The 365-nt window shown below is 66.8% G+C and carries 1 protein-coding gene; it reads right to left on the bottom strand.

Annotated features, from left to right (window positions below; all coding sequences use genetic code 11):
- Window positions 1–166: 166 nt before the first annotated feature.
- On the bottom strand, window positions 167–365 hold a 199-nt coding region (locus tag OP79_RS49240), incomplete at its 5' end, for a BRCT domain-containing protein (protein WP_033329893.1).

Raw genomic sequence — 365 nt, 5'->3', positions numbered from 1 at the left:
CTCCATGGGGCTTCAGCCGGACGATCGTCCCCATGGGCTGTAGGTGAGGCCCGGGGACACTGTCCCCTCCGCAGCCACGTACAGGTGAACGGTCAACCGGTGCGGGTTGTTCCCGGCCGGTTCTGGCTGCCGATGTGAGCTGCGGCATGCCCCCTTGCCGATGGGCTCAGTCGACGAAGTCGGCGATGAGGGTGGCGAATTCGTCGGGGGTGGCCAAGCGGATGCCGAGGGTTTGGGCCTTGGCGCGTTTGGATCCGGCGCCGTCTCCGGCGACGACCAGGGTGGTCTTCTTGGAGACGCTGGAGGAGGAGCGGCCGCCGGCGCGTTCGATGAGCTCGTTCATCTGGTTGCGGCTGAGCTTTTCC

Origin of the sequence: Streptomyces yerevanensis (assembly GCF_000716805.1) — a bacterium.
Classification (GTDB): domain Bacteria; phylum Actinomycetota; class Actinomycetes; order Streptomycetales; family Streptomycetaceae; genus Streptomyces; species Streptomyces flaveus.
The sequence above is the reverse complement of the archived record's forward strand: the minus strand, read 5'-3'. Positions and strand labels throughout refer to the sequence as shown.